Annotated in this window: 20 protein-coding genes; all 20 read left to right on the forward strand. The window is 53.8% G+C overall.

All coding sequences use genetic code 11. The features are described 5' to 3' along the window. The first annotated feature begins 14 nt into the window (after positions 1–14). The 20 genes from ilvD to CVU77_00645 all read left to right on the forward strand — a co-directional run bounded on the left by ilvD (position 15) and on the right by CVU77_00645 (position 20,400). The gene (ilvD, locus tag CVU77_00550) at positions 15–1,664 is read left to right on the forward strand and encodes a dihydroxy-acid dehydratase (GenBank protein ID PKN02324.1); all 1,650 of its coding nucleotides are present in this window, start codon (positions 15–17) and stop codon (positions 1,662–1,664) included. Positions 1,665–1,786: 122 nt separating this feature from the next. Continuing rightward, positions 1,787–3,517, forward strand: coding sequence for an acetolactate synthase, large subunit, biosynthetic type (gene ilvB / locus CVU77_00555; GenBank protein PKN02325.1), 1,731 nt, complete (start codon positions 1,787–1,789; stop codon positions 3,515–3,517). A gap of 137 nt (positions 3,518–3,654) precedes the next feature. Next, positions 3,655–3,951, forward strand: coding sequence for an endonuclease (locus CVU77_00560; protein PKN02326.1), 297 nt, complete (start codon positions 3,655–3,657; stop codon positions 3,949–3,951). Between the two features lie 91 nt (positions 3,952–4,042). Beyond that, complete coding sequence (locus tag CVU77_00565) at positions 4,043–4,525, forward strand: acetolactate synthase small subunit (GenBank protein PKN02327.1); 483 nt, start codon at positions 4,043–4,045, stop codon at positions 4,523–4,525. Then, positions 4,522–5,517 carry a hypothetical protein gene (locus tag CVU77_00570; protein ID PKN02328.1) on the forward strand — a complete coding sequence of 332 codons (996 nt, stop codon included), beginning with the start codon at positions 4,522–4,524 and terminating at the stop codon, positions 5,515–5,517. Before CVU77_00565 ends, CVU77_00570 begins: the two co-directional genes overlap by 4 nt. A gap of 31 nt (positions 5,518–5,548) precedes the next feature. After that, complete coding sequence (locus CVU77_00575) at positions 5,549–6,223, forward strand: cytochrome C biogenesis protein (protein PKN02329.1); 675 nt, start codon at positions 5,549–5,551, stop codon at positions 6,221–6,223. Between the two features lie 98 nt (positions 6,224–6,321). Beyond that, a complete protein-coding gene (locus CVU77_00580) occupies positions 6,322–6,792 on the forward strand; it encodes a hypothetical protein (GenBank protein ID PKN02330.1) in 471 nt (156 codons plus the stop codon). A gap of 38 nt (positions 6,793–6,830) precedes the next feature. After that, positions 6,831–7,403 carry a hypothetical protein gene (locus tag CVU77_00585; GenBank protein ID PKN02331.1) on the forward strand — a complete coding sequence of 191 codons (573 nt, stop codon included), beginning with the start codon at positions 6,831–6,833 and terminating at the stop codon, positions 7,401–7,403. Beyond that, the gene (locus CVU77_00590) at positions 7,400–8,431 is read left to right on the forward strand and encodes a hypothetical protein (GenBank protein PKN02332.1); all 1,032 of its coding nucleotides are present in this window, start codon (positions 7,400–7,402) and stop codon (positions 8,429–8,431) included. The genes CVU77_00585 and CVU77_00590 overlap by 4 nt, the downstream gene beginning before the upstream one ends. A gap of 5 nt (positions 8,432–8,436) precedes the next feature. Continuing rightward, the gene (locus CVU77_00595) at positions 8,437–8,742 is read left to right on the forward strand and encodes a hypothetical protein (GenBank protein ID PKN02333.1); all 306 of its coding nucleotides are present in this window, start codon (positions 8,437–8,439) and stop codon (positions 8,740–8,742) included. Between the two features lie 123 nt (positions 8,743–8,865). Continuing rightward, positions 8,866–10,641: a V-type ATP synthase subunit A gene (locus tag CVU77_00600; GenBank protein PKN02334.1), complete on the forward strand. Its 1,776-nt coding sequence runs from the start codon at positions 8,866–8,868 to the stop codon at positions 10,639–10,641. Between the two features lie 21 nt (positions 10,642–10,662). Continuing rightward, the gene (locus tag CVU77_00605; protein PKN02335.1) at positions 10,663–12,048 is read left to right on the forward strand and encodes a V-type ATP synthase subunit B; all 1,386 of its coding nucleotides are present in this window, start codon (positions 10,663–10,665) and stop codon (positions 12,046–12,048) included. Between the two features lie 205 nt (positions 12,049–12,253). Next, the gene (locus CVU77_00610; GenBank protein ID PKN02336.1) at positions 12,254–12,874 is read left to right on the forward strand and encodes a V-type ATP synthase subunit D; all 621 of its coding nucleotides are present in this window, start codon (positions 12,254–12,256) and stop codon (positions 12,872–12,874) included. Between the two features lie 20 nt (positions 12,875–12,894). After that, positions 12,895–14,247, forward strand: a complete 1,353-nt coding sequence (locus CVU77_00615; GenBank protein PKN02337.1) for a hypothetical protein — start codon at positions 12,895–12,897, stop codon at positions 14,245–14,247. After that, a complete protein-coding gene (locus tag CVU77_00620; protein ID PKN02338.1) occupies positions 14,247–15,452 on the forward strand; it encodes a hypothetical protein in 1,206 nt (401 codons plus the stop codon). Before CVU77_00615 ends, CVU77_00620 begins: the two co-directional genes overlap by 1 nt. A 165-nt stretch (positions 15,453–15,617) precedes the next feature. Further along, a complete protein-coding gene (locus tag CVU77_00625) occupies positions 15,618–16,772 on the forward strand; it encodes a hypothetical protein (GenBank protein PKN02339.1) in 1,155 nt (384 codons plus the stop codon). Then, positions 16,769–17,359, forward strand: a complete 591-nt coding sequence (locus tag CVU77_00630; GenBank protein PKN02340.1) for a hypothetical protein — start codon at positions 16,769–16,771, stop codon at positions 17,357–17,359. The genes CVU77_00625 and CVU77_00630 overlap by 4 nt, the downstream gene beginning before the upstream one ends. Beyond that, positions 17,356–17,916 carry a hypothetical protein gene (locus CVU77_00635; protein PKN02341.1) on the forward strand — a complete coding sequence of 187 codons (561 nt, stop codon included), beginning with the start codon at positions 17,356–17,358 and terminating at the stop codon, positions 17,914–17,916. Before CVU77_00630 ends, CVU77_00635 begins: the two co-directional genes overlap by 4 nt. A 5-nt stretch (positions 17,917–17,921) precedes the next feature. Beyond that, entirely contained in the window at positions 17,922–18,392 is a 471-nt protein-coding gene (locus tag CVU77_00640; protein ID PKN02342.1) for a hypothetical protein, read from the forward strand. Between the two features lie 31 nt (positions 18,393–18,423). Beyond that, complete coding sequence (locus CVU77_00645; GenBank protein PKN02343.1) at positions 18,424–20,400, forward strand: hypothetical protein; 1,977 nt, start codon at positions 18,424–18,426, stop codon at positions 20,398–20,400. Positions 20,401–20,403 lie beyond the last annotated feature (3 nt).

Genomic DNA, 20,403 nt, shown 5'->3' on the forward strand with positions numbered 1-20,403 from the left:
CGGAGGTTACACATATGTTAAGCGATACCATTAAAAGAGGAATACAAAGAGCGCCCAACAGATGCCTGCTTTACGCGACCGGAATTTCTCCGAGCGATATTGGCAAGCCCTTTATCGGAATAGCGTCTTCGTTTACCGACCTGGTGCCCGGTCATACCCAGATGCGGGACCTCGAAAGATATATAGAGCGCGGAATCGCCGCCGGCGGCGGAGTGCCTTTTATTTTCGGCGTTCCGGCGATCTGCGACGGCATCGCGATGGGTCACGCGGGTATGCATTTTTCGCTTCCTTCAAGGGAAATCGTCGCCGATACCGTCGAAGTCGTGGCGCGCGCGCACGCTCTCGACGGCCTGGTGCTCCTTACAAATTGCGATAAAATCACTCCGGGTATGCTGATGGCCGCCGCCCGTCTGAACATTCCTTCGATAGTGGTAACGGCCGGCCCGATGATGACGGGAAGATACAAAGGCAAACGCCGGTCGCTCGTCAGAGACACATTTGAAGCGGTGGGCCTTGCTCAGGCCGGAAAACTTGCTCCCGAAGAAGTCGCCGCTCTTGAAATATCCGCCTGCCCCGGCGCGGGTTCGTGCCAGGGTCTCTACACCGCCAACACTATGGCCTGCCTGACCGAGGCGATGGGTATGTCGCTTGAGGGCTGCGGCTCGGCGCTGGCGGTATCGTCCAAAAAACGCCGCATAGCGTATGAATCCGGCCAGAGAATCGTCCGGCTCGTCAGAGAAAACGTTACCCCGCGGCGGATACTCACGCACAACGCTTTCAAAAACGCGATAACCGTCGATATGGCGATAGGCGGCTCGACGAACACGGTTCTTCATCTTCCCGCGATAGCCACGGAAGCGGGCGTGAAAATCGACCTTGAACTTTTCGATAAAATATCCCGCGTCACGCCGAATATTCTTAAACTCGAGCCCGCGGGCGACGACTATATGGAAGACCTCGAATACGCCGGCGGAGTGCCCGCGGTGCTTTCGGCGCTGAAGGGCAAACTCGAATCGTCTCCGACGGTATCGGGCAAAAACATACTCGATATAGCCAAGAACGCCAAGATTCTCGACGCCGATGTCGTCCGCTCGAAGAATCCTTACTCGAAAGAAGGCGGCATAGCGATACTTTTCGGCAATCTGGCTCCGCTGGGTTCCGTAGTCAAGCAGTCGGCGGTTTCAGAAAAAGCGCGCAAGTTTACCGGCCGCGCCAGAGTATTTGAGTCGGAAGAACTTGCGATGAAGGCCGTATCCGAGAAGAAAATAAAGAAAGGCGACGTCGTGGTAATCCGCGGCGAAGGCCCCAAAGGCGGGCCGGGCATGAGAGAAATGCTCTCCGTTACCGCCGCGATAGTGGGGCAGGGTCTTTCGGATTCGGTTGCGCTTGTTACCGACGGAAGATTCTCCGGCGGAACGCGCGGTCCCTGCATAGGCCACGTAAGCCCCGAGGCCGCCGAAGGCGGACCCATCGCCATTGTGCGCGAGGGCGACACTATCGTAATAGATATTCCCGCAAGAAAAATAGATGTGCGTCTTACCGTATCGGAGATTAAAGTCAGAATGGCCACGCGGAAAGCGCCCCAGCCGAAATTCAAGTACGGCTATCTTTCCAGATACTCGAAACTTGTGACCAACGCCTCCACGGGCGCGATATTGAAGTAGGGCACGCGTTATAAAATATCGATTGTCATGCCCGTGAAAACGGGCATCCAGAGCGCAGGGTTGTTTGGGACTGGATTCCCGCTTCCGCGGGAATGACGTATGAATGAAATGAGGAAACCACTATGAAACTCACAGGCGCTCAGATATTTGTCGAATCACTAAAAAAACTCGGGGTCGAAGTCGTTTTCGGCATACCGGGCGGGCAGGTTCTGCCGTTAATGGACGCGATTTATTCCGCGCCGTTTAAGTTCATACTGACCCGTCACGAGCAGGGCGCCGCCCATATGGCCGACGGCTACGCGCGTTCCTCGGGCAAGGTCGGAGTTTGCTTTGCCACCTCAGGTCCCGGCGCGACGAATCTTGTCACAGGGATCGCCAACGCCTATATGGACTCAATCCCGATGGTCGCTTTCACTGGACAGGTCGCAACGCACTTAATAGGCAACGACGCTTTTCAGGAAGCCGACATCACCGGAATAACGCGGCCCATCGTAAAACATAACTATCTGGTCAAAAAAGTCGACGACCTTGCGCGCACCATAGCCGAGGCGTTTTACATTGCGTCCACCGGACGTCCGGGCCCGGTTCTCATAGACATTCCCGTCGACGTTCAGAGGGCCGAGACCGATTTTATCTGGCCGGAAAAACTTGAGATAAGGTCTTACAAGCCGCACACCGCGCCCAATTTCGCGCAGATTAAACGCGCGGCGGACGCCATAAACGCGAGCAAAAAACCCGTCATTTACGCGGGCGGAGGCGTTGTCGCCTCGGGCGCGCACAAAGAACTTCTTAAACTTGCTTCGTCGGCGGGAATACCCGTAACGACCACGCTGATGGCGCACGGAGCATTTCCCACGTCGGACAAACTCTGGCTGGGAATGCTGGGTATGCACGGGACGTATGCCGCCAATCACGCTATGCAGAACGCCGATTTGATAATAGCCGTCGGTTCGCGGTTCGACGACAGGTGCACCGGGAAACTTTCGGGCTTCGCTCCGCGCGCGTCGAATATCATTCATATCGACATAGACCCGACTTCGATTTCAAAAACCGTCGCGGCTACCATTCCCATCGTCGCCGACGCAAAAAGCGCTCTCGCCGAACTCGTCAAGCACGTCAAGAAAAGCTCCCGCCCGTCGTGGATTGCGACCATCGACGGCTGGAAGAAAAACTATCCGCTGAAATATAATTCGGACGACAAACTTCGCGGGCAATATGTCATTGAGACACTGAGCCGGCTCACCGGCGGCAAGGCCGTCGCGGTTACGGAAGTCGGACAGCACCAGATGTGGGCGGCGCAGTTTTACAGGCCGTCGTCGCCGCGGGGATTTTTGTCGTCGGGCGGGCTGGGCACAATGGGCTACGGATTTCCGGCGGCCATCGGCGCCAAAGTCGCCAATCCGTCGCAAAACGTTTTTGTCATAGCCGGCGACGGCTCCATACAGATGAACATACAGGAACTCGCCACGGCGGTTCTCAACGGCATAGACGTAAAAGTTCTCATACTCAACAATAATTATCTGGGAATGGTCCGACAGTGGCAGGAGATGTTCTACGGCAGAAGATATTCCTCCGTCTGCCTTCATAAAAACGTCGACTGTCCGACCGAGTGCGACAAACCCGGACGCAAGGGCTGTCCGCCGTACACGCCCGATTTCGTCCGCCTTGCCGAGGCGTACGGGGCCAAGGGTATGCGCGTAACCAAAAAGAGCGAAGTCGAATCAGCGCTCAAAAAAATAGTCGCGTTGAAAGGCGTTGTCGTCGCCGAGTTTATAATCGAGCCGGAGGAAAACGTTCTTCCGATGGTTCCGGCCGGCGCCGCGCTCGACGAGATAATAACGAGTTTGGCGTGAGATTAGTTGTTTTTGTATGGCGTAAAATAGCCAAGCGGTACTTGGAAAGTAGATAGTGGGATGGTAATCTCACATGTGTCATTCCCGCGAAAGCGGGAATCCAGGGAGCGGACTTCGGCGAGAATAAAAAGTAAAGGATGAAAAACTATTATGTTTATATTCTCAGTAGCAAACGCAACGGCGCTTTATACACAGGTGTTACTTCGGATATAATAAAAAGGGTTTATGAACACAAGCAAAGCGTAGTCGAAGGTTTTACAAAGAAATATAATGTTCATAGTCTTGTTTGGTATGAAATACATGAATCCGCGGAATCGGCCATTATCAGAGAAAAACAGATAAAGAAATGGAAAAGGGATTGGAAGTTAAAACTGGTTGAAAAAGAAAATCCCCTGTGGATTGATTTGTATGAAACCATTTGTGGAGTATCTTAAATCGTTTATAGCCTGGATTCCCGCTTTCGCGGGAATGACGTCCGTGGCGAGGATAACGATAATAATCGGCTGACTATAACAGGAGACACCAATGAGACACACAATTTCGGTTCTTGTGGAAAACAAATTCGGAGTTCTGGCGCGTATTGCCACTCTTTTTGCGGCGCGCGGGTTCAATATTGACTCGCTGGCCGTCGGAGAAACCGAAAATGCCGACGTATCGCGTATGACCATCGTCGTGCGCGGCGACGACAGAATACTCGAACAGGTCGAGAAGCAGCTCAATAAACTTGTCGATGTTATCAAGGTCAGCGATTTTCTGGAGGCGCCGCACATCGAGCGCGACCTGGCTCTTATCAAAGTGAAAGTCGACAAATCCAACCGCTCCGAACTCCTGCAGATAGCCGACATTTTCCGCGCCAACATAGTGGACGTTTCCTCCGAGAGCGTGATAATAGAAGTCACGGGCGACGAAGACAAAATCGACGCGCTGATAAAATTACTCACCCCGTTCGGCATAAAAGAAATGGTGCGCACCGGCGTGGTGGCCATATCCCGCGGCGGCAAGAAATGATATTTCCGCATACTCCCCGCATACTGGTCGCCGAGGACGAAAAGGACTCCGCCAACGTTCTTAAAGAAATTTTATCGACGAGCGGATACGTCGTGGACGTGGCCTACGACGGCGAAGAAACCCTGGCTAAAATCACGGCCGCCTCCGCGCCGTCGCCATCCGGCCAAAACGGCGCGGGATACGATATTCTTATCCTCGACATTTTTATGCCGCGCGTATCGGGCAGCGAAGTCCTCAAAATAGTCAAAGGCGACCCGCGCACCCGTCTTCTTCCCGTCATAATGGTCACCGGTTTGGGCGAGGACAAGGACAAACTTGAAGCCATCGACGCCGGCTGCGACGACTTTCTGACCAAGCCGTTTAATTTTGCGGAACTTCTGGCCCGCGTGCGCTCGCTTCTTAAAATGAAGTTCGCGCTCGATTCTCTGGATTCGGCGGAAAACGTGATTTTCTCTCTGGCCCGCGCCATAGAAGCCAAGGACGCCTACACTCAGGGACATACCGAGCGCGTGAGCCAACTGGCCGTTCTGGTGGGCGAGCGCCTTAAACTCGGCGCCGAAGATACCGACGCGCTGTTTAAGGGCGGCATACTTCACGACATAGGAAAAATCGGCGTTCCCGACGGAGTTTTGAATAAACCCGGACGCCTCGATCCCGATGAGTTTAAGATAATCCAAACGCATCCCGACATCGGCGCCCGTATCTGCGGCAAACTCAATTCCATCAAAAACGCCATCCCCGTCATAAGATATCATCACGAAAAACTCGACGGCACCGGCTATCCCGACGGCCTTGCGGGCGCCGCGGTTCCGGTTACCGCGCGCATTATGGCCATAGTCGACGTTTACGACGCTCTGACTTCCACAAGACCATACAGACCGGCCATGCCCAAAGCGCGCGCGCTTTCCATTCTCAACGAGGAGTCCGACCGCGGATGGTGGGACAAGGAAATCCTCGTCGAGTTCGCCGACATCGTAAATCCCATGGCCTAAAGAAATTTTTACGCCCCGCGCCGCCCAAAATATGAACGTCATTCCGGCTTTAAGCGCTTTCTTCGGGGGATTCGCGATGTTCTTCACCCCCTGCGTTCTGCCTCTTATACCCGTCTATCTCGTCTACATATCCGGTCTCACGCTGTCGGAACTTTCCGGCGGGGAGCGCGCGGGCCGGATGGCCGCTTTCAGACATTCCGTGTTTTTTGCCGCCGGTTTTACGACGGTTTTTTTTGTGCTGGGTTTAAGCGCCACCGCCGCGAGCGCGTTTTTATTCGACAATAAGGACACCGTCAGAACCATCGGCGGCGCGCTTCTGGTCGTCTTGGGTTTTTTTGTGGCGGGATTTTGGCGGCCCCGCTTTCTTATGAACGACAAAAGATTCTTGGGCTCGGTAAAGCCCGCCGGATACGCGGGGTCGTTTTTCGTCGGAGCGGCTTTCGCGGGTGGTTGGAGTCCTTGCGTGGGGCCCGCGCTCGTAATGGTGCTTTCGCTGGCGGCGTCGCGCGATACGCTTTCCGTGGGAGCGGCTCTTCTTGCGCTTTTTTCCGTCGGACTGGCTCTGCCGTTTGTGCTTGCGGGGCTGTTTGCCTCAAAACTGATTCCGTTCATCGCAAAAATAAAACACCGCCTGAAATACGTCGAGACGGCGCTTGGTGTTCTGATAATGCTCACCGGCCTGGCGCTTATTTTCAGGATTATCTGACACGCCTCGCCGACGGCATTATCGTCGGAATATTTGGTTTGTTTTTGTCGATTTGATATATAGAATACTGTTTAACGAAATTTACGGAGGTATCTTTTATGGAAGGTATAGTAATCGCATTATTGGGCGCGGCGCTTGCGGTCTTTATGGCAGGTTCGGGCTCGGCCATAGGAATAGGAACAGTGGGCGCGGCGGCCAACGGTCTTTTGAGCGAAGAGCCCGAAAAATTCGGCTCTATGTTTCTTTTGGTGGCGTTGCCCGGAACGCAGGGTATATACGGATTCGTCGTGGGCTTTCTCGTCCTTATAAAAGTGGGACTTATAGCCGGCAATCTGGCCGCGCTTACGGTTTCACAGGGATGGCAGATTTTCGCGGCCTGCCTGCCGATAGCTTTTGCCGGACTCATTTCGGCTATACACCAGGGGCGCGTTTGCGCGGCCGGTGTCGCCGTGGCTGCCAAACAGCCGTCGTCGATAATGAAGGCGCTGGTCTACGGCGTGCTCGTTGAAACATACGCGCTTATCGGCTTTGTGGCGTCGTTCTTCATCTTGAACGGAATAAAAATCTGACGGCATTTGCGCCGGAGTCATAATGCTCCGCTAAAAATATGGCCATTGAAGACATACTCAAATACGTCGACGGAGAAACCGCCGCGAAGTGCGAAAAAATAGTAGCCGAGGCGCGCGCCGCCGCGGCCGAAACTGCGGCCGCCGCGCGCGAGGAAATGGGCCGCCTGTCCAAGGAATGCGGCCGCAGAAGCGATATGGCGCGCCGCGCTTCCGAGGAGCATCATCTCCGCCGCGCCAGAATGGCCGCCCGCGACGCATCGCTGGCCGTCCGCCGCGAAATACTCGACGACCTCTACGCCGACATTTTCAAAAAGATATCCTCGTCGGATTCCGCGAAAATTCCGCTCTACGAAAAACTGCTCGACGGACTTCATCAGTCGGCTTCCGCGGAGCTTGTGACTTCGGCCGCGGAGTCCGAGATATGGTCGAGGTTGAAAAAGCGCGTGAAACATTCCAAGGCGTCCGAAGGTAATTTCGCCAGCGGATTCATATACCGCACGGCGGACGCTTCGTGGGATTTTACGCTTGAAAACATTTTCGCCGATTTCCGCGCCAAGACGCAGAGCGAAGCCGCATTCATGATTTTTGAAACGTGCTCACCGGAAAAATGAAACCATCCGATTACGCTTCTTCCGTCGGAGTAGTCAAAGCGCTCGAATCCCGGCTGATTCCCGCGCACAAACTCCGGCGTCTGGCGGATTTTACCGGCGAAGACGACTTTATGAGGGGGCTTTCGGACACTTCTTACGCCTCCCGCAAATTTCCTCCGCCGACGCTTGATTCCGAGGCCGGATGCCTGATATCGTCATTGTTTGAAAAATATCTCGTCGACAAACCCCTGCGCGATGTCTTTACGGCGGAGCACGGATTTGCCGCGGCTCTTGCGGAAATCAAGCTTGCCCTGGCCTCGGATTCGGAATCCGGCCCCGCGGCCGTTTCCGCTCACAGGGCGGCGGTTCTTCGCCGGGAGCTTTCAGCCGCGAACGCCGGCTGCTCGGCGGCAATGCCTTCGGCCGATGCGATAACGTCCGCCGTCGACCGTCAAAAATTTTTCGGTTTGCCGGAGCCGCTGCCGGAAGTGTGCGGACTGTTGACGTCGGGGAAAAGTATGCCCTCGGCCGCGGCCGCGGATTTCGCGGCGTATGCCGCGTTTTTTTCGTGGGCGCTCGACAAGACATCGGCGTTTCCGGCGGCTCGGCATTACTTTAAGATACGCGTAGACGCGGTCAATGCGGCCAATTATGCGCGATGCGTCTTGCCGCAGACGGGCGATGAGACGTCGCCCGTAAAGACGGATTTTTTCGCCGGCGGATTCATAGACAAAGACGTTTTCAGCGAAGCCGTCGGCGCCCTCGTCGACCCGACGTCGCTGTTTTCGTCGTCGAGATTTCACGAGTACAGAAAATCCTTCTCGGGCGCGGGGGCGCATACGCCGGTTACGGCTTCTAAGTTTATCGACGACGCTTCCACCGATTATTGGGTCAAGATGCGCCTTGAGCCGTTTGGATTTCATCACGTTTGCGGCTACGCGCACGCCCTGAAAACCGAAATAAAGAATCTCAAGATAATATCGGCCGGCATTCGCTCGCATTTGCCGCCCGCCGACATCAAGAACCGACTGAGACACTCGTACTTTTAACGATTATGGCCGATGTTATATTTGTGGGCGATCCGGAGTTTAACGCCGTTTTCGAGGCGTTCGGTTTTACGGTATTCGCGGCGCGCACGCCCGACGAGTTCCGGGTGTTTCTGGCCGAATCAAAGTCCTCCGGAGCGCGTCTCATATGCGCATCGGCGACGATAGAGATACCATCGGCCGAGGCGGCGGCTTTACTGCCGTCGGCAAGTATCGTATATTTGAGCGATACGCCCGACCGTTCGCGTCTTATTGAACATTACCGCGCGCTTTCCGAGAAGGCCTCGGGAGTGGATTTGACGGGGAAATTATAAGGCAGGATTAAGTGGTAAGTTTGTAGCGGGCGAATTGCTATTCGCCGAATTTGTGGGATAGCAATCCCACCGCTACCAGTGAAGCGGGCGACTTAATTCTTAATCCTGAAAACAGGAGACAATATGGAAGGCGTAATAACAAAAGTTTCCGGACCGCTGGTTCTGGCGAGCGGTCTCGTCGGAATAAAAATGTTCGAGATGGTCAGAGTCGGGGCCTCCGGACTCATCGGCGAAGTCATAGAACTAAAAGGCGATTCTGTTTCGATACAGGTTTACGAAGAAACCACCGGCGTGGGCCCGGGAGAAAAAGTGGCGGCGGTCGGCAGTCCTCTTTCCGTCGAACTCGGGCCGGGGCTTATAGGAACGATTTACGACGGCATCCAGCGTCCTTTGGAAGTTATATACGCGCAGAAGGGTCCCTGGATAGCCAAGGGTGTAGACGTGCCGGGACTCGACCACGCCAAAAAATGGCGCTTCGTTCCCAAAAAGAAAAAGGGCGACGCCGTCGAGAGCGGAGACGTAATAGGAGAAGTCAGGGAGACCGCCACCGTAATTCACAGGATAATGGTTCCCGCCGGAGTGTCCGGCGTCATAGAGGATATAAAGGAAGGCGACCACACCATAGAAGACATTGTCTGCGTGGTGAAAACGCCGTCCGGCGTCTCGGCAAAAGTCAAGATGCTCCAGAGATGGCCCGTGCGCCTTGGCCGCGCGTACAAGGAAAAACTTTCTCCGTCGGAACCGCTCATAACCGGACAAAGAGTCATCGACACATTTTTTCCCGTGGCCAAAGGCGGCGCTGCCTGCATCCCCGGACCTTTCGGAAGCGGTAAAACCGTAGTGCAGCACCAACTGGCCAAGTGGTCGGACGCCGACATAATTGTCTACGTGGGATGCGGCGAGCGCGGAAACGAAATGGCCGACGTTCTTCTTGAATTTCCGCATCTTAAGGATCCACGGTCGGGAGAATCTCTCATAAAGCGCACAGTGCTGATAGCCAACACATCCAATATGCCCGTGGCCGCCCGCGAGGCCTCGGTTTACACGGGAATAACCATTGCCGAATATTTCCGCGATATGGGTTATAACGTCGCTTTGATGGCCGACTCAACCAGCCGCTGGGCCGAAGCCATGCGCGAGATGTCGGGCCGTCTTGAAGAAATGCCCGGCGAAGAGGGCTATCCCGCGTATCTTTCCAGCAGAATAGCGGAATTTTATGAGCGCGCCGGCAAGGTAGTTTGCGCCGGTTCCGAGGGAAGAACGGGCTCTCTTTCCGTCGTGGGCGCTGTTTCGCCTCCGGGCGGCGATTTGTCCGACCCCGTGGTTCAGTCCACGCTCAGAATCGTGAAAGTTTTCTGGTCGTTGGAAGACAAACTCGCCTACCAGAGACATTTTCCGGCGATATCGTGGCTGCGTTCCTACTCGCTGTACGTCGACAACATAACGGGCTATATGAAAGAAAACGTCGCCGCGGATTTCATCGCGCACCGCGCCTCCGCCATGAAGATACTTCAGGAAGAAGCCGCTCTCGAAGAGATAGTCCGTCTCGTGGGTATAGAGGCGCTTTCGGACACCGACCGTCTGATTCTTGAAACGGCCAAAATGCTGCGCGAGGACTTTCTGCATCAGCACGCATTCGATCCCGAGGACACCTACTGTTCTCTGGAAAAACAGAATCTATTGATGAATATGATACTTAACTTCTACAAAGCGCGTCTGGATGTCGTAAAAGCGGGCGGCTCCGTCGGTGAGCATAAGGAAATAAAAGAAGCCGTGGCCCGCATGAAATACGTCAAGGCGTCCGAAGTGAAAGAGAAAATAGCCGCACTGCAAAAACGTATCGCCGAGGAAACGGCCGCGTTGGCCCGCGAAGCGTCCGGCGTCGTCGAAAAAACCTAAAAATAATCTTCGGGAGAGTTTATGACATATAAAGAATACACCACGGTAACCGGAATAGCCGGCCCGCTTCTCGTCGTCGAAAAAACCGAAAATATCAAGTATGGCGAGATAGCCGTCATAAAAACCAGGGACGGCGGTATGCGGCGCGGCAGAGTTCTGGAAGTCGACGGCGACCGCGCGCTTGTGCAGCTTTTTGAAGGCAGTATGGGACTTAATCTTAAAGATTCCGCGGTCAGATTTACCGGCAAGCCCCTGGAAATGGGTATGTCGCCCGACGTTATGGGCAGGGTCTTCGACGGTATCGGCTGTCCCAAAGATGGCGCGGGCGACATCATCGCCGAAAAATATCTCGACATAAACGGCGAACCGCTGAATCCGTCGGCGCGCGACTATCCGTCGGAGTTCATACAGACGGGCATCTCCACCATAGACGCCATGAATACCCTCGTGCGCGGACAGAAACTCCCCATATTTTCCGGAGCGGGCCTTCCTCACAACGACCTTGCCGCCCAGATTGCCCGTCAGGCCCGGGTGCTTTCGGCGCAGGCCGGACCGGATTCCGACGACAAATTCGCGGTGGTGTTCGCGGCCATGGGAATAACTTTCGAGGAAGCGGATTTTTTCCAGAAAGATTTCAAGGCCACGGGAGCAATCGAGCGCGCGGTTCTGTTTATAAATCTGGCCGACGACCCCGTCATAGAGCGCATAGCGACACCGAGGGTGGCGCTTACCTGCGCGGAGTATCTGGCTTTCGAAAAAGATATGCACGTGCTGGTAATCGTTACGGATATGACCAACTATTGCGAAGCGCTGCGTCAGATTTCGGCCGCCCGCAAAGAGGTTCCCGGCCGCCGCGGATATCCCGGGTATATGTATACCGACCTTTCAGGGATATACGAGCGCGCGGGACGACTGAAAAACAAAAAGGGCTCGATAACTTTTTTTCCCATACTTACGATGCCCGAAGACGATAAAACACATCCCATACCCGACCTCACCGGCTACATAACGGAGGGACAGATAATTCTGGCCAGGGAATTGCACCGTTCCGGAATTTATCCTCCCGTCGACGTTCTTCCTTCTTTGTCGCGGCTCAAGGATAAAGGCATAGGAGAGGGAAAAACGCGCGAGGACCATTCCAATGTGACGAGCCAGCTCTTTGCGGCCTATGCGCGCGGTAAAGAGGCAAAGGAACTCGCCGTGATTCTTGGCGAGGCGGCGCTTTCCGAGTCGGACAGGAAATTCGCGTCGTTCGCGGAAACATTCGAGTCGGAATATGTCAATCAGGGAATGACCGACAGGAGCATAGAAGAAACGCTCGACATGGGATGGCAGTTGCTTAAAAAACTCCCGCGCGAAGAATTAAAGAGAGTAAAACCCGAACAGATGGATAAGTACATGAAATAGTTTTTTCAAAACCCCGTTTGTTTCCCTGCCTGTCCCATCGTCGTTTGGCGGGCGAGATACATCCTCTCTCGCGCGATCAACACCGCGAGCACAGTGGGCGACCAAGGTCGCCCCTACGCGTAGGGGTGGGCTTGCCCACCCTGCTCGCGGTGTTGAAAAAATAATTTTGAGATAAAATATTCGAGGGAAATAGACAAAAAATACCATGCGTCTAAACGTTAATCCCAACAGAATGGAGCTTATCAAACTCCGGCGACGGCTTGTTTTGGCCCGCCGCGGGCATAAGCTTCTTAAAGACAAACGCGACGAGTTGATGCGCATTTTTATGGAGATGTTCGAGCGCGTCTTCAAGGAGCGCGAGGCGCTCGATGAGATGTTCGCCTCCCTTATGGCGGCTTTCAGATTCGCCCGCGCTTCGATGTCGCCGTCGGAGTTCGTCTCGGCGATAGCGTCCTCGGAAGCGGCGGTAAAATTCTCGATGTCGACCAAATCGCTTTTGAGTTTGCGCGCGCCTGAATACAAAATAGATGTCGAAGGCGACCCTGTGTCTTGGAGCGCGGCCTCGGCTCCGGCCGAACTCGACGAGGCATTATTGGGTTTCAAGGATTTTATTCCGCGTCTCGCGCGGCTGGCTTCCGACGAGAAAACTCTTATGCTTCTGGCCGAAGAGGTCGAACGCACCCGCCGGCGGGTAAACGCCCTTGAATACGTTTTAATGCCCAATCTCTCGGAAACCATTCGCTATATCTCGATGCGTCTGTCGGAAAACGAGCGTTCCGACCAGGTGCGTCTGATGAAAGTAAAAGACATAGTAAGGAGCCACTGACACATACGGTAACTACTGCAATGAAACGCGCCCCCGCCGCACCTTTCGCCGCCTCCAAAGCGGCTTTTGTCTTTTTGAGGACGGGATTCCTCTGCGCCGCCTTGTTTTTGCGTTTTATCGTCGCCGCCGCCGCCGCCGCCGCCGAACTCAAGGTATATTATGTTTCGGTAGGTCAGGGCGACGCGACTTACATAGAACTTCCCGACGGTAAAAAAGTTCTGATCGACGGCGGGCCGAACAGCTCCGACTCTACACTCAACCCGATAATAAGATTTCTGGAAGGCAAAGGCGTTAAGAGTATTGATATGGTTTTTCTGTCTCATCCACATGCCGACCATTACTACGGGCTTATACCGGTTTTCAATCGCTACACCGTCGGAAAGTATTACGATTCGTTCATTGTGGGTTCGGGTACGGCGGAATCTTTCAGAACTCTGGCAAAGACAAGAGCGACGGTTTACGAAGACACCAGAACGCGCAATCTATCGACATCGGCGACTTTCTATTCCATAACCTCGACGGATCCGCCGCTCTATATGGTGATGCACCACAGAGGCGACTATTTTGGCGACCCGCCGCCCTCGGCTAACGACACTTCTCTTATATTTGCGATAAATTTCGGATCCTCGTCGTTTCTTTTCGGCGGCGACGCCGGCGGCAGCGGGAGTTATAAACCTTTGGAGGGGGCTGTCATAGCGCAGAATACCGCATCCATCAAAAAAATTCCCGGACCTATCGACTGCTACAAAGTACACCATCACGGCAGCGATTCGTCGTCGACGGAAGCGTTCCTGAACTACATAAGACCGTCGTACGCTTTTATCGGCGTCGGGCTGGGAAACAGTTTCGGCCATCCCCGCCAGGCCACCATAGACCGCCTGAAAAATATTTTATCCCAGACGAATCCCGTCGCGCCCGGCGGCCATTACGGCAGCGGAATTTTCGCCACCGATTACGACGGAACCATCGAGGTCGTTACGACCGGCGACGGTAATTACACCATAAACGGTAAATTTTCTCCCACGGCAGGCGACACGGGCGGTGGCGGCGGCACCGGCGATACGACCACTTTGTCAGGCGAGCCGCTTCATTTCGTAAACGCTCTCAATAATCTTTTTTATCCCGATAAAGGCGAGTGGCTCAGGATAGAATACTATCTTAACAGACCGGGCGAATCGCTTTTCAGGGTATACACACTGTCGGGGGAAATAGTGTTGGAAGAAAAAAGATCCGACGATTACGCCGGCGACCTCAGGGCGTGGGTCTGGAACGGCAAAAATTCCGACGGCGCCGTTGTGGCTCCGGGAGCTTATTTCGTATACATTAAAACGCCCGACGGTCATAGTGTCAAAAAAGCGGTGGTTATGCGATGATGAATCTTCGCCGGTTGGCCGGCTTTGTATTCTTCGCGTTTTTCTGCGCGGCCGCCGCGATTTCTCCGTCGGAAGCGGCGGGACTGACGGTAGCCGACGCGCTTAAACTTTCCGGTTCGGCCCGCGCCGATGCCATGGGTTCGTCGACCGCGCTTGATTACGCGCCCGGCGGGAACCCCGCCATTTTCGACGGCGCCGACACGGCATATTTCAAGTTTCACGCTTCGCCTCTGGGCGTAAGGGTATTAAACGCGGGAGGGAAATATGCCTTTGGACGTTTCACTGCCGGCGCGTGGCTGCTCAGTCAGGACGCCGGCGACGTCGATATACACCGCCTGCCGTTTGAAGATGTCGTCACCGAGATGATTTATACCCAAAAACTCCAGAGCGACACGATAGTGTCCGGTTTTTTCGGCTGGGCGCCGACGAGAGCCGCATCGGCGGGCGTCGCGCTTAAATATATAACGACGTCGCTTTTGGGGCAATATTCGCTTTCCGCGGTCGCCGCGGACGCCGGATTATTTTGGCGCCCCGGCCGTATGGCCGTCGCGGCTTTGGCAAGAAACGTCGGTCCCGCCGCCGGGTATTCGGATTCTCCGGCGAAATTTCCTCTGCCGACGTCGTATTCTTTGGGGGCGGCATATCCCTTCGCAAATTTTTTGGCTCAGATTTCCGCGGACTATTCGCCCGCGGACGCCAAAGTGTCTTATACCGCCGGCGGAGAGTATCGAATTCCCGACGAGAAAATATATCCGCTTAATTCCATGGCCTTTCGCGCGGGCATGCGCTTTCCGCCTGGCCGCAACGTCTCGCCGGAAAATATTTCTTTAGGATTCGCCATGGGTTTTTCCAACGCTCTTATGGAATACGCATTCCTCCCTGTCGACGATGCGGGATATTCGCATCACATAGGTATTTCCTACCGGTTTGCCCATAAGACGGTGGTGCCGGAGTCCAGAATTATGCAGGTAGAAAGAATAAAATTTGTCGACGGAGAATTTGAGGAGGCGTCGTTCAAAAAACTCGAGGATATCGCGATGACGCTCAAAGAAAATTCTCGCTGCACGGTGCGCGTGGAGGGCCATTTCGAGTTTGTGGACAAGGTTTTGGATTATTTCGTGCGTGTAGAGCGCCTGAGCGACGCAATGTTTGTGATAGCCGAAAAAGAGACCGATTGGGTTGACATTACACTCATCGGACAATGATGCTTTATTCAGCGCGCAAAAGGCGAAAAGGCCTTATTTTTCAAAAGTTTCCGTCTTTTTCATTTTGCGTTACAGTTTGATTGACACAAGCGGCAAAAATTTGATAACATCAGCACCTTGATTTCCCCTAAGATTTACCGAACGCTTTAACGGAGTCCGTACCGTATGCGTATAACGGCCATAGAGACAATATCCGCCCTGTTCAAAGGCCCGGCGAACACCGTCGGCATTGACATAGGTTCGCACGCCCTCAAAATAATTTATCTCGACGGTGTGGGGCCAAAATACAAAATAGCCGGATGGGGGCACCTTCCTCTTGAACTGGAAACCTCTTTCGAGCAGTCGCAGGCGGAACTCAAAAACATATATACCGCCAAACTCATAACCTTTCTCAATCAGAACCGCGATATGCCCAAAGAAGTCACCACGGGCAGCGACGGACCCGCGCTCATCGTAAGAACCATATCCATACCTCGTCTCGCCTATGCCGAACTGGCCAAGACAATCCAGTTTGAAGCCGAGCCGTTTCTGCCCGTCAACATCAACGAATGCGAGATAGGTTTTCACATTCTGGGTCCGTCCAAAGACGATTCCAAAAAGATGGATGTTTTGATTGCGGCCGTAAAGAAGGATTCCATCGAATCCAAGATAACGCTCTTAAACGACGCGGGTCTCAGGACTGTGGTGGCGGATGCCAACGCGTTCGCCCTCTATAACGCGTATGAAACCGTCGCAAAACCTTCCGAGACGGTCGTAATACTGAATATCGGCGCGTCGATTACGAATATGGTGCTCGTAGACAATATGACCGTAAAGATGGTCAGAGACCTTGCTTACGGCGGCATAGAGTTCACCAAAAATGTGCAGCGTCAGATGACGGTGGATTTCAAGGGCGCCGAAAATCTCAAGATGAACCACGGAATTCTTGTAAGCGGCGACGATCGCGAAAGGACGCTTGCCGACGACAAGAAAGAGGCGCTCGGCGTTTCTATGGCGTTGAACGGCGCGGTCAAAATGCTCGTCGGCGACATACACCGGTTTATAGAATTTTATCTCGGCCAGAATCCCGACGCCGTGTTTTCCCGCATACTTCTTGCCGGCGGCACGTCCGGCCTTCCGAATCTCGCCGAATATATTTCCAAAGAAACCAATATCACCGCGGAGATATTTAATCCCATAGCCCAGTGCGAGGGATCCAACCTCATACCCGAAAAAATGCAGCCGTCGATGGTTACGGCCTTCGGACTGGCAATGAGACGGGAAAAAGACCACCTCGCCGCCAAAAAAGCGGCGCCCGCGGCCGTTAAAAAAGGCAAATGATTAGAATTAATCTTCTACCGCAGTCGAAAATAAAAAAGGGAGAGCATCCCGAGATTATCGCTCTCGCGCAGATACTGCTTGCCCTGGTTGTACTCTTTTTCGGCGCTCAGTATTTTCTTAAAACTTTAAAACTGGGCAATATCAAGAACGATTTGAAAATCGCCAAGGCGGAGCATTCCAAATATCAGGCCATTATCAACGAACTGAATTCCATCAAAGCGCTCACCAACGAGCTTGAGACCAAGAAAAATCTCATCAACGATCTTATAACCACCCGCACGGTTTATCCCGCGTTTATGGAGGATTTGCTCGGGCATTTCCCCAAGACGATGTGGCTGACGACGCTTAATACGCAGATGGCCGCCGACAAAACCGTCATTTTTAACATGGGCGCGACTGCGCTCGACGTCTACACCATAGCGGACCTCGTCAAAGCGACCGAGGCCTCCGATGTCATTACAAAAGTCGAACTCGGCGCCATAGCTCAGACGGGCGACGCGGACAATCCCATATACACGTTTACTTTCAAGGCGGCGCACAAAAGAGCGCTCGCGCCTTCTGTCGACGCTTCGGCGGCAAAGAAATGAATAAAAAACAGCAGCAGGATCTTATAGCGATAGCGATGGCGGCGGTCGGCATAATCTATGTGCTGCAAAGTTACCTCATCGCTCCGATGAATAAAAACATCAAAAAAGAGACGGAGCAGCTTGAGAAACTCAATAAAGAGATACAGAATTTGAAGATGCAGTCCTTCGAGATGCCGCGCATCAAAAGACGTCTGGAGTATCTTAAACTTGAGGTCGAGGATCTTGAAAAATATCTGCCGAAAGAAAGGGAACTGCCGGTTCTGTTGCGCTCCATAAACCGCATCGCCGCCAATTTTCAGGTCAAGGTAACAAATATTTCCGCGGTTTCCGCGTCCGACAAGCAGAAATATACCGAGCACGTATTCAACATTACCGCGAAGGGCGGTTACCATTCCGTAGCCAAATTTATAAATGAGATATCTCAGAGCGGTCGCATAATATCGGCCCGGAATCTGGGATTCACGCCGCTGCTTTCAGGGCCGCCCGGATCCGGCGCCCGCATCAACGACACAGTCAACGTTACATTTCAATTAGTCGCATATACTTACAAGGGATGACGCGAATGGCTTTATCAGGGCGTTTTTTTTATCTTAAATATCTTCCGCTGATACCGGTCGCGGCGTTATTGGCTGGTTGCGGCGGCAGCAAAACCGCCTCCGCGCCGCCTCCGCCCCCGCCTCCGACGGTTGTAGAAGAGTCGCTGGTTCCGCCTAAAGTCGAAATACCCAAGCACGAGTACGGCGGCGAGATATACGCCGACCCTTTTGTGCCGCTTTCTCCGTCCGCGCGCGCGGCCGGGCGTGACGAGTTGATAGTTCCGAATATAAACTCACTTATATTAAAGGGAATATACACCGCCGGTTCACACGTAATTGCGCTTTTAGAGGGCGGCGGCGCCGGCTACACGATAAAAGGCAGCCGGCTTTACGACACCAGAGGCCGTATGATACCCGGATACTGGTGTTCGATAAATACCGACAGCGCCGTCGTAACGGCTGGCGGAGTCACGCGCTCGCTTAAATTAAGAGAATAATTTTTCAGCGCTTTATGCACGGAGGAAAACAATGAAAATAAGAAATCTTTTTGCGGCGGCGGCGTTGTGCGCTTTTGTAGCCGCCCTCAACGCGGCCACAAAATCCTACGAAACGCTCGACGCTCTTTCCTACGACGCCGGCTCGATCGTTTTCAAATTGTCCGGTCCCGGAAAATTCAACGCCTTTAAAATCACGAATCCGCAGCGGCTGGTTATAGATTTTACGGGCATAGAGCATAATCTTAAAACAAAAGAAACAGTTGTGACAGACCACGCCATAGTGTCGCGCATACGTTCGGGTCAATTTCAGAACGAGCCCATAAAAATCGCGCGCGCGGTGCTTGACCTTAAACAGGATACGGGTTACGAATTGAAAGCCCGTGGAAACGAAGTCGTTCTTACTTTCAAGCCGGCCGCTCTCTCCGATAAGGCGGCCGCTTCGCCGGCGCCTGCCGCGACGTCCGTCGCCTCCGATTCGTCGGAGTCCAAGACCGTCGAAGTGATAGCGGTACCCATAGAAGAAGACGCCGCCGCTCCAAAAGCGGCCGCTCCCGAGGCAGTCAAGCCCAATGAAGCAGTAAAGGCCGCCGCGAAACCGGTTTCCGTCGCCAAGGAAGAGCCGAAAAAGGCCGCCCCCGCGCCCGTCGCCAAAGAAGAAACCAAAAAGGCCTCGCCGCCCGCCGCACCGAAGCCGTCGGTTAAAAAAGAGGAGCCAAAGACCGCCAAGACCGTGTTGCCGAAAACGCTGGTAACATTCGATTTTAACGACGCCGACATCCGCGACGTCCTGAGAGTTTTCTCGGCGCAGAGCGGTATCAACATAATCTACGGCCCCGACGTGAGCGGCACGGTGAGCATTACACTCAGAAGCGTTCCGTTTGATCAGGCCTTTTCCACGGTGCTTACGCTCAAAAATCTTGTGTCGCAGGAAGTCGGCACGAATATTCTGCGCGTGATGACTCCGCAGGCGCTTGCGCTTGAGCGCACGCAGGCCGTAACATTTACAAAACTGTTTCCTTTGAATTATGCCAAGGCCGAAGACGTCAAAGTCCAACTCGATTCCATACGTTTGGCGGAAAACCGTCGCGGCATAATCTCCGTGGATACCCGCACCAACACACTTATAATAACGGACACTCCCGAGGGTCTCGACAACGCCGCCCGCCTCATAGTGGACCTCGACAAGAAACCATATCAGGTTCTCATCGAGGCAAAACTTGTGGAAGTCAACCTTACCAAAGATCTGGATATGGGCATCAACTGGTCATACGCCCGCTCGAATGTTTCGGGCAATGAACTTCAGTATGTGGGCAAGACACAGGCAGCAGTAACTGTGGACGGAAAGAGTTCGCTTTATTACGGTATGCCGTCCGGTAAGGCTTACATTGAAGAGACCGGTCCCACAGGCGGCGGCGCGGGGGTAAACTTTCCGGCTACGCCGGTACAGGGCCAGCTTGCAGGCATAAGTTTTGGGCTTATAAGCGATAGCGTGCGGCTTAACGCTATGCTTTCGGCCATCTCATCCAAGGGGCTGGCGAAGCTTCTTTCCAACCCGCGCGTAACCACGTTAAACAATCAGGAAGCCAAGATTCTCGTCATACAAAAAGTGCCCTACATACAGCAGACCACCCAACTCGGTTCCGTTGCGGGCGCGGTGGCTTCCGAAGTTCAGTGGATAGACATAGGCATAAAACTTACCGTAAAGCCGACGATAAACGCCGACAGGCAGGTTACCCTTAAAGTTTTGCCGCAGGTGAGTTTGCTGATAAGAATGGATCCCGCCGGTCCCGTAATAGGAACCCGCGAAGCCGAAACGACCATTATGGTCAGAGACGGCGAGACGGTCGTCATCGGCGGATTGATAAGAGAAGAGGACAAGAAGTTAGCCAGTCAGGTTCCGCTGCTGGGAGATATACCGATACTCGGACAGCTTTTCCGCAGAAGTTACGACACGAAAGAGCGTTCCGAACTTCTCGTTTTCATAACGCCCCAAATACTCTCCGACTGAACC

This window comes from Elusimicrobia bacterium HGW-Elusimicrobia-1, from assembly GCA_002841695.1.
Classification (GTDB): Bacteria; Elusimicrobiota; Endomicrobiia; order PHAN01; family PHAN01; genus PHAN01.

Excerpts from the sequence above, each read along its gene's own strand:
- ilvB (PKN02325.1), top strand. The coding sequence starts at position 1,787 with ATGAAACTCACAGGCGCTCAGATATTTGTCGAATCACTAAAAAAACTC.
- CVU77_00575 (PKN02329.1), top strand. The coding sequence starts at position 5,549 with ATGAACGTCATTCCGGCTTTAAGCGCTTTCTTCGGGGGATTCGCGATG.
- CVU77_00590 (PKN02332.1), top strand. The coding sequence starts at position 7,400 with ATGAAACCATCCGATTACGCTTCTTCCGTCGGAGTAGTCAAAGCGCTC.
- CVU77_00605 (PKN02335.1), top strand. The coding sequence starts at position 10,663 with ATGACATATAAAGAATACACCACGGTAACCGGAATAGCCGGCCCGCTT.
- CVU77_00635 (PKN02341.1), top strand. The coding sequence starts at position 17,356 with ATGAATAAAAAACAGCAGCAGGATCTTATAGCGATAGCGATGGCGGCG.
- CVU77_00645 (PKN02343.1), top strand. The coding sequence starts at position 18,424 with ATGAAAATAAGAAATCTTTTTGCGGCGGCGGCGTTGTGCGCTTTTGTA.
- ilvD (PKN02324.1), top strand. The coding sequence starts at position 15 with ATGTTAAGCGATACCATTAAAAGAGGAATACAAAGAGCGCCCAACAGA.
- CVU77_00620 (PKN02338.1), top strand. The coding sequence starts at position 14,247 with ATGAATCTTCGCCGGTTGGCCGGCTTTGTATTCTTCGCGTTTTTCTGC.
- CVU77_00595 (PKN02333.1), top strand. The coding sequence starts at position 8,437 with ATGGCCGATGTTATATTTGTGGGCGATCCGGAGTTTAACGCCGTTTTC.
- CVU77_00610 (PKN02336.1), top strand. The coding sequence starts at position 12,254 with ATGCGTCTAAACGTTAATCCCAACAGAATGGAGCTTATCAAACTCCGG.
- CVU77_00585 (PKN02331.1), top strand. The coding sequence starts at position 6,831 with ATGGCCATTGAAGACATACTCAAATACGTCGACGGAGAAACCGCCGCG.
- CVU77_00580 (PKN02330.1), top strand. The coding sequence starts at position 6,322 with ATGGAAGGTATAGTAATCGCATTATTGGGCGCGGCGCTTGCGGTCTTT.
- CVU77_00625 (PKN02339.1), top strand. The coding sequence starts at position 15,618 with ATGCGTATAACGGCCATAGAGACAATATCCGCCCTGTTCAAAGGCCCG.
- CVU77_00560 (PKN02326.1), top strand. The coding sequence starts at position 3,655 with ATGAAAAACTATTATGTTTATATTCTCAGTAGCAAACGCAACGGCGCT.
- CVU77_00640 (PKN02342.1), top strand. The coding sequence starts at position 17,922 with ATGGCTTTATCAGGGCGTTTTTTTTATCTTAAATATCTTCCGCTGATA.
- CVU77_00630 (PKN02340.1), top strand. The coding sequence starts at position 16,769 with ATGATTAGAATTAATCTTCTACCGCAGTCGAAAATAAAAAAGGGAGAG.
- CVU77_00570 (PKN02328.1), top strand. The coding sequence starts at position 4,522 with ATGATATTTCCGCATACTCCCCGCATACTGGTCGCCGAGGACGAAAAG.
- CVU77_00565 (PKN02327.1), top strand. The coding sequence starts at position 4,043 with ATGAGACACACAATTTCGGTTCTTGTGGAAAACAAATTCGGAGTTCTG.
- CVU77_00600 (PKN02334.1), top strand. The coding sequence starts at position 8,866 with ATGGAAGGCGTAATAACAAAAGTTTCCGGACCGCTGGTTCTGGCGAGC.
- CVU77_00615 (PKN02337.1), top strand. The coding sequence starts at position 12,895 with ATGAAACGCGCCCCCGCCGCACCTTTCGCCGCCTCCAAAGCGGCTTTT.